We start from the raw sequence: 7,685 nt of genomic DNA, 5'->3' as shown, positions 1-7,685 counted from the left end.
AAGCGCCGGGCTCCGTGACGATGGAGTTCCCGGACCTGCCCGAGCTGGTGCGCATCTGCCGCCGCAAGGGCGTGACCTGCGCGCTGGACAACACCTGGGGCGCCGGCCTCGCCTTCCAGGCCTTCGACCTCGCGCCGGGCAGCGGCGAGACCCTGGGTGCCGACATCTCCGTGCACGCGTTGACCAAGTACCCGAGCGGCGGCGGCGACGTCCTCATGGGCGCCATCGTCACGCGCGACGAGCCCCTGCACCAGCGCCTGAAGCTCACCCACATGCGCATGGGCTGGGGCGTGGGCGGCAACGACGCCGAGGCGGTGCTGCGTTCGCTGCCCAGCCTCGCGCTGCGCTACCGGGCGCAGGACGAGAGCGCGCGGCAGCTCGCGCGCTGGTGCGCCGGCCGCGAGGAGATCGTGCAGGTGCTGCATCCCGCGCTGCCGGGTGCGCCGGGCCACGAACACTGGCGCGCCCTGTGCGGCGAGGACGGGCTGGCGGCCGGCCTTTTTTCCATCGTCTTCCACGAGCGCCATGCGCCGGCGGCGGTGGACGCCTTCTGCGACGCCCTGAAGCTGTTCCGGCTCGGCTACTCGTGGGGCGGGCCGGTGAGCCTGGTGGTGCCCTACGACATCCCCGCCATGCGCAGCGCGCAACTGGGGACCTGGAAGCACAAGGGCGTGCTGGTGCGCCTGGCGGTGGGGCTGGAAGCCACCGAGGACCTGCAGGCCGACCTGGAACAGGCCTTGGGCGCCCTCGGCCGCTGAGGGAAATCCCGGCTGGGCTGGAGCCGGCGCGCCGCTACGCTGCGGCGCATGGGCAATCCCGCCAGCGTCGAAGCCAAGCCCGTACCTGCCTTGCCGCAGGTGCGCCGCATCGCCCTGGGCGCGCCCCTGCGCTGGCTGGCCCGCGGCGCGCGCGACCTGGCCGCCCAGCCCGCCATCGCCGCCTTCTACGGCCTATGCTTCTGCGCGATGGCGGCGACGGTGGGCTTCGTGTTCCGCCACAGCCCCGAGTACACGATGACCTTCGTTTCGGGCTGCCTGCTGGTGGGGCCCTTCCTCGCCATGGGCCTCTACGACGTGAGCCGGCGCCGCGAGCAGGGCCTGGAGGCCGCCTTCGGCGCGTCGCTCACGTGCTGGGACAAGCACCTCGGGAGCATGGGCCTGCTGGTCCTGGTGCTCACGCTGCTGGAACTGCTGTGGGGCCGGGCATCGCTGGTCGTGTTCGCCGTGTTCTTCAACACCGGCATGCCTTCGACGGCCAGCGTGCTGGATGCCGTGTTCAACCCGCGCAACTGGGAGTTCCTGGCCGTCTACGTGGCAGTGGGCAGCGTGTTCGCGGGGCTGGTGTTCTGCACCACGGTGGTCGCGATCCCGATGATCCTGGACCGCGACACCGATGCCATCACCGCCGGCCTCACCAGCTTCCGCGTGGTGCTGGAGAACGTGCTACCGATGCTGTTCTGGGGCGCCCTGGTGGTGGCCTTGACGCTGCTGGCCCTGTGGCCGTGGACGCTGGGCATCCTGGTGGTCGGGCCGTGGCTGGGGCATGCCACGTGGCATGCGTACCGCGAGGCGGTGGAGTGGGAGTCGCCCTAGAAAACAGCCAAAGCCTTTTAACGCAAAAGCCGCGAAAGTTTCGCAAAAACCGCAGAAGGAAACCCTTTCAAAGTTTCCCTTGTCTTTTTCGCCGCTTTTGCGTCACTTTTGCGGCTTTTGCGTTAAAGCCTTTTGGTCTTCCTGTCCCTCAACCACCAGCTCCCGCGCTAGATCGGCCATCGCGACATGGCTGCGATCCCTCGGCGCGATGGCGCGCGCTTCGCCGAACTGCCTGAAATTGCGCTCGGTCGAACTCGCATAGCCCGGGTCGTAGTGCTTCACCAGCAGCTCGCGTACCACCGGCTCCACGTCGCCCGCGCGCACCTGCTGTTGCCACGCCTGCACCTGCTCGCGCCCGCGCAGCTGCGTCAGCGCCTGCAGGCGGTCGCAGAACAGGTCCGGGTCGTCGCGGAAGAAGGCATAGTCCTCCAGCAGCAGCTGCACCCGCTCGTCTTCCGGCAGGTCCAGCCGCAGGCAGGGGCTGGCGCGCATCGCTTCGATCAGCGCCTCCGGCACGGCGACGTTGCCGACCTTGCGGCTCTCGCTTTCCACGTACACGGGGCGCGCGGGATCGAAGCTGCGCAGCTTTTCCCACACCAAGGTGTCGAAACGCTTCTGCGTCGGCTGCGGCTGGCCCGGGATCAGCCCCAGCACCGAGCTGCGGTGGCACGCCAGGTCTTCCAGATCCAGCACCTGCGCGCCGGCCGCCTGCAGCGCCTGCAGCAGCCGCGTCTTGCCCGAGCCCGTGGGGCCGCAGACGACGCGGTACTGCAGCCGGCCCGCCAGCGCCGGCAGTTCCGCCAGCAGGGCGCCGCGGAAGGCCTTGTAGCCGCCTTCGACCAGGTGCACCTGGAAGCCGATCTGCCCCAGCACCAGCGACAGCGCGCCGCTGCGCTGGCCGCCGCGCCAGCAGTACACCAGCGGCTTCCAGTCCTTGGGCTTGTCCATCACCTCGCGCTCGATGTGGCGCGCGATGTTGGCGGCGACCAGGGCGGCGCCGCGCTTGCGGGCCTCGAACGGGTTGACCTGCTTGTACAGGGTGCCGACCTCGTGCCGCTGCGCGTTGTCCAGCGAAGGCCAGTTGATGGCATGCGGCAGGTGGTCTTCGGCGTATTCGGCTTCGCTGCGCGCGTCGATGACGGCATCGAATTCGGCCAGGCGCGCGATCGCGTCGGCCGCAGGGATCGGGCGCACGCTCATTTCAGGATCTTCTTCAGTTCCGGCCAGACGTTGTCCAGCATGCGCGGCTGCGCTTCTTCCTTCGGGTGGATGCGGTCGGACTGGAACCACTTCAGCGGATCGGGCGCATCGGCGATGCCCGCCAGCAGGAAGGGCACGAGCGCCGCCTGGTGGCGCTGCGCGACCTTCTCGAACAAGCCGGAGAAGCGCTTCGCGTAGTCGCTGCCGTAGTTGGGCGGCACCTGCATGCCCACCAGCAGCACGCGGGCGCCGGCCTTGCGTGCCAGGTCCGTCATCGCCGACAGGTTCTCGTCCGTCATCGCCAGGGGCAGGCCGCGCAGGGCGTCGTTGGCGCCGAGTTCCAGCACCACGTGGGTGGGCTTGTGCTGCTGCAGCAGCGCCGGCAGGCGCGAGCGGCCACCCGACGTGGTGTCGCCGCTGATGCTGGCGTTGACCACCTTCGCGGCGATCTTCTCCTGCGCCAAGCGCCGTTCCAGCAGCGGCACCCAGCCGGTGCCGCGCTTCAGGCCATACTCGGCGCTCAGCGAATCGCCCACGACCAGGATCACCGGCGCCGCCGCCGCGATCGACCCGGCCGCCGGGGCGGCCAGCGCGGCCGCGATAAAGTCACGCCGCCTCCAGAACCCAAGCCGCATGTCCGAACCCATCATCTCCGTAGAACACGTTTACAAATCCGTCACCGACTCGACGGGCACCCTGGAGATTCTCCGCGATATCGATTTCTCCCTGGACGCGCGGGAAACCGCCGCCATCGTCGGCGCCTCCGGTTCGGGCAAGAGCACCCTGCTGTCCATCATCGCGGGCCTGGACACGCCCACCCGCGGCACCGTGCGGCTGGCGGGCCAGGACCTGTTCGCGATCGACGAGGACGCACGGGCCGAACTGCGCGCCCGCCAGGTCGGCTTCGTGTTCCAGAGCTTCCAGCTCATGGGCAACCTCACGGCGCTGGAGAACGTGATGCTGCCGCTGGAGCTGGCCGGCCGGCGCGACGCCCGCAAGGCGGCCGGCGAGATGCTGGGGCGCGTGGGCCTCGGCGAGCGGCTGGGCCACTACCCGCGCGTGCTCTCGGGCGGCGAGCAGCAGCGGGTGGCGCTGGCCCGCGCCTTCGTCGTGCAGCCGGCGGTGCTGCTGGCCGACGAGCCCACCGGCAGCCTCGACTTCGCCACCGGCGAGACGGTGATGGACCTCATGTTCGCGCTCAACCGGGAGCAGGGCACCACCCTCGTTCTCGTCACGCACGACCGCGCCATCGCGCAGCGCTGCGAGCGCCGCATCACGATCGAGGCCGGCCGCATCGCCGCCACCGATGCGCCGGACGAAAGGCTGTCGAGCGCCCAGGCGGGATAATCGCGCCCAATGTCGTCTTCCCCCAAAGTCCTGTTCGGCTTCCACGCCGTGGGCGTGCGGCTGCGCACCGCGCCGCGATCCATTCTCGAGCTCTACGTCGACGCCAGCCGCAAGGACGCGCGCATGCGCCAGTTCCTGCAGAAGGCGCAGGACGCCGGCCTGCGCCCCATCGAGGCCGACGGGCTGCGCCTGGCGCGGCTCGCCGGCAGCGCCGGGCACCAGGGCGTGGTCGCCCGCGTCGAGCCGCTGCCGTCCGCCCACTCGCTGGACGACCTGCTCGACGCGCTGGAAGGCCCGCCCTTGCTGCTGGTGCTCGATGGCGTGACCGATCCGCACAACCTGGGCGCCTGCCTGCGGGTGGCCGACGGCGCCGGCGCGCACGCGGTGATCGCACCCAAGGACCATGCGGTCGGCATCAACGCCACCGTCGCCAAGGTGGCGAGCGGGGCCGCCGAGACGGTGCCCTACTTCATGGTGACCAATCTCGCGCGCACGCTCGGCGAGCTGAAGGAACGCAACATCTGGTGCCTGGGCCTGAGCGACGAGGCCACGCAGTCGCTCTACGAGGCGGACCTGAAGGCGGCCACGGCGCTGGTGCTCGGCGCCGAGGGCACGGGCCTGCGCCAGCTCACGCGCAAGACCTGCGACGCGCTGGTCTCGATCCCGATGCTGGGCGCGGTGGAGAGCCTCAACGTTTCGGTGGCCAGCGGCATCTGCCTGTACGAGGCGGTGCGGCAGCGGGGCGGCAGATGATCTACGACCTGGTGGTCGTCGGCTCAAGTTTCGCCGGGCTCGCGTGCGCGCGGGCGGCGGCACTGGGCGGCTCGCGCGTGCTGGTGGTCGACAAGAGGCCGGCGGCGGGTTCCCGCCTGCACACCACCGGCATGATCGTCAAGGATGCGGTGGACAGCATCCCCTGGCTGCGCGACGTGCCGGGCGAGCTGGTGCGCCGCATCGAAGGTGTGCGGCTGTACGCGCCCAACCTGCGGCACGTGGACCTGCACGCGCCCGGCTACTACTTCTGGGCCACCGACATGCCGCGGCTGATGCAGTGGATGGTGGGCCTGGTGCAGGCGGCCGGTGCCGAGGTGCGCTTCGGCGCGCTCTTCACCTCGGTCGCGCGCGAGCGCGAACACGATCCCTGGTCGGTGACGCTCGGCTCGGGCGAGACGGTGCTGTGCCACTACGTCGTCGGCGCCGACGGCCCGCACTCGCGCGTGGCCAAGGCGCTGGGGCTGTCGCAGAACCGGCAGTTCCTGTTCGGCGTCGAGCACGAATACGCGCAGGCGGAGCTGGAGCCCGGCTACCTGCATTGCTTCATCGACTCGGAGCTCGCGCCGGGCTACATCGGCTGGGGCTTCGCCGGCGTCGGCGTCACGCAGGTCGGCCTGGCGCGGCGCGTCACGCCGGGCTCGCACCAGGGGCGGGTGGACCTCGCCGCCTTCCTGCGCAAGACCGAAGGACGCGTGACGCCGCGCGGCACGCCGGTCTCGATCCGCGCCGGCATGATCCCCTGCGGCGGGCGGCTGCCGCGGGTGGCGCGGCCCGGTGCGCTGCTGGTGGGCGATGCGGCGGGCCTGGTTTCGCCGGCCACGGCGGGTGGGATCCACGCTGCGCTGCGCGTGGGCGAGGAGGCCGGCGTCGCGGTGGCGCGCTACATCGCCGGCAAGGTGCCCGACCCGGCCGCCTGGCTGCCGCACCAGTACCCCAGCTATCGCTTCAAGCGGGCGTTGCGGGCCCTCTTCGAGTGGACGCAGGGCGACTGGACGTACAACTGGCTGCTGCGCACGCGGGCCATGCGCGGGATCTGCGAGCGGATCTACTTCCACACCCAGGGCGCGCCGATGCTGCGCGGCAGCGCGGGGCAGGGGTGAAGCCGGAGCAGGTGCGCGACTGGGTCCGTGCCGCCCGGCGCATCGTGGTGCTGAGCGGCGCCGGCATGAGCGCGGAATCGGGCGTGCCGACCTTCCGCGACGCCCAGACCGGCCTCTGGGCCAGGTTCCGGCCGCAGGAGCTCGCCACCGAGGAAGGTTTCCGCGCGCAGCCGCAGCTGGTGTGGGACTGGTATGCCGAGCGGCGCGCGCAGATCGCGCAGGTAGCGCCGAACGCGGGCCACCGCGCCATCGCCGCTTTCCAGCAGCGGCATCCCGGCCGGCTCGCCGTGGTGACGCAGAACGTGGACGGCCTGCACCAGCGGGCCGGCTCGCCCGGCGTGCTGGCGCTGCACGGCAGCATCATGGAGGACCGGTGGCTGGAGCCGCCGCGGGCCTGCTGCACGGCCGAAGACGCCGTGCCCGGCCGGCCGCCCCGCTGCGCCGCCTGCGGCAACCTGCGGCGTCCGGCGGTGGTGTGGTTCGGCGAACTGCTGCCCGAGCAGGCCCTCGCGGCGGCGGAGCAGGCGGCCGCGGCCTGCGACCTGATGCTGGTGGTGGGCACCTCCGGCGTGGTCTATCCGGCCGCGGGGCTGGCGCGCGCCACGCGCGGGCGGGTCGTGATCGTCAACCCGCAGGCGAGCGACCTCGACGACGCCGCCGACGCGGTGCTGCGCGGCACGGCGGCTTCGCTGCTGCCGCTGCTGCTGGCGGATTGAGGCCGCACCGCGGGCGCTAGTTCTTCCTCTTGCGCCGCCGCGCGGAAGCCCTCCAAGATCGCCGGCACGCGCGAATTGCGCGGGGCAGAGCAAGGAGACCAAGATGAAGAATCCCACGACGCTTGCCGCGGTGGCCCTGGCCGCCATCACCCTGGGCGGTTGCGCCCAGATGCAATCCATGATGCCGGGCAGCGGCTGGACGACGCTGGTCGACGGCACCCGGGGCATGGAGAACTTCCGCCGCGTCGGCCAGGCGAACTGGATCGCCACCGACGGTGCGATCCAGGCCACGGCGGGCGGCAAGGAACCGGCCTACCTCCTCACCAACAACAGCTACCGCGACTTCATGCTGCGCGCCGAATTCTGGGCCAGCGACGATGCCAACAGCGGCATCTACTTCCGCTGCCAGAACCCGAACGTGGTCAACGACGAGAACTGCTACGAAGCGAACATCTTCGACCAGCGGCCCGACCCCACCTACGCCACCGGCTCGCTGGTCAAGGTGGCCAAGGTGCCGGCGAACTTCCAGCGCGTGGGCGGCAAGTGGAACACCTACGAGATCACCGCCCAGGGCGACCACATCGTGGTGGTGCTCAATGGCCAGAAGACCGTGGACATCCACGAGAACGTGCGCAAGTTCGCCAGCGGCCCGATCGGCCTGCAGTGGGGCCGCGGCACGATCAAGTGGCGCAAGGTGGAAGTCAAGCCGCTGTGAGTTGCGATTGAATCTTGAGCGCGGTCGGCGGCTGGTAGGCTGGTGCTGACGCGCGAAGCGCCGGAAGCCCAGCGATCAGCGAGCGCAGCGAAGCTGGGCTTTCAAATCCAACCCATCCACCCCAGCACAGCCCCCGCCCCCAGCAGCCACAGCAGGTGCACCCGCGTCTTCCACACCACCAGGGTGGAGACCGCGACCACCGCCCACGTGGGCCAGTTCTTGAGGGAATAGCCGTTGGCGG

The 7,685-nt window shown here is 70.8% G+C and carries 9 protein-coding genes; 7 read left to right on the top strand and 2 right to left on the bottom strand.

What is annotated here, in order from left to right:
- Together VFM98_RS14505 and VFM98_RS14500 are read left to right on the top strand one after the other, a co-directional pair.
- Positions 1-758: PLP-dependent transferase (locus VFM98_RS14505; protein ID WP_325110622.1), on the top strand; the 758-nt coding region annotated here is incomplete at its 5' end.
- Between the two features lie 48 nt (positions 759-806).
- Positions 807-1,592, top strand: a complete 786-nt coding sequence (locus tag VFM98_RS14500) for a DUF2189 domain-containing protein (RefSeq protein WP_325110621.1) — start codon at positions 807-809, stop codon at positions 1,590-1,592.
- A 102-nt stretch (positions 1,593-1,694) separates the two neighbouring features.
- On the opposite strand, the gene mnmH is transcribed toward VFM98_RS14500, so the two are convergent.
- The gene (gene mnmH, locus VFM98_RS14495; protein ID WP_325110620.1) at positions 1,695-2,792 is read right to left on the bottom strand and encodes a tRNA 2-selenouridine(34) synthase MnmH; all 1,098 of its coding nucleotides are present in this window, start codon (positions 2,790-2,792) and stop codon (positions 1,695-1,697) included.
- Positions 2,789-3,427: an arylesterase gene (locus VFM98_RS14490; RefSeq protein ID WP_325110619.1), complete on the bottom strand. Its 639-nt coding sequence runs from the start codon at positions 3,425-3,427 to the stop codon at positions 2,789-2,791. The genes mnmH and VFM98_RS14490 overlap by 4 nt, the downstream gene beginning before the upstream one ends.
- Here VFM98_RS14490 and VFM98_RS14485 point away from each other — a divergent pair.
- The 5 genes from VFM98_RS14485 (at position 3,426) to VFM98_RS14465 (ending at position 7,444) form a co-directional block, all read left to right on the top strand.
- Positions 3,426-4,139: an ABC transporter ATP-binding protein gene (locus VFM98_RS14485; protein WP_325110618.1), complete on the top strand. Its 714-nt coding sequence runs from the start codon at positions 3,426-3,428 to the stop codon at positions 4,137-4,139. The genes VFM98_RS14490 and VFM98_RS14485 overlap by 2 nt on opposite strands.
- Before the next feature lie 9 nt (positions 4,140-4,148).
- The gene (rlmB, locus tag VFM98_RS14480; protein ID WP_325110617.1) at positions 4,149-4,892 is read left to right on the top strand and encodes a 23S rRNA (guanosine(2251)-2'-O)-methyltransferase RlmB; all 744 of its coding nucleotides are present in this window, start codon (positions 4,149-4,151) and stop codon (positions 4,890-4,892) included.
- The gene (locus VFM98_RS14475) at positions 4,889-6,013 is read left to right on the top strand and encodes an NAD(P)/FAD-dependent oxidoreductase (RefSeq protein ID WP_325110616.1); all 1,125 of its coding nucleotides are present in this window, start codon (positions 4,889-4,891) and stop codon (positions 6,011-6,013) included. Before rlmB ends, VFM98_RS14475 begins: the two co-directional genes overlap by 4 nt.
- Positions 6,010-6,729 carry an NAD-dependent deacylase gene (locus VFM98_RS14470; protein ID WP_325110615.1) on the top strand — a complete coding sequence of 240 codons (720 nt, stop codon included), beginning with the start codon at positions 6,010-6,012 and terminating at the stop codon, positions 6,727-6,729. The genes VFM98_RS14475 and VFM98_RS14470 overlap by 4 nt, the downstream gene beginning before the upstream one ends.
- A 103-nt stretch (positions 6,730-6,832) precedes the next feature.
- Positions 6,833-7,444 carry a DUF1080 domain-containing protein gene (locus VFM98_RS14465; RefSeq protein WP_325110614.1) on the top strand — a complete coding sequence of 204 codons (612 nt, stop codon included), beginning with the start codon at positions 6,833-6,835 and terminating at the stop codon, positions 7,442-7,444.
- The last annotated feature ends 241 nt before the right edge of the window (positions 7,445-7,685 follow it).

The sequence above is a fragment of the Ramlibacter sp. genome (assembly GCF_035706265.1).
In the GTDB taxonomy this organism is placed as follows: domain Bacteria; phylum Pseudomonadota; class Gammaproteobacteria; order Burkholderiales; family Burkholderiaceae_C; genus Ramlibacter.
This window is presented reverse-complemented; position numbering and strand designations above follow the sequence as displayed.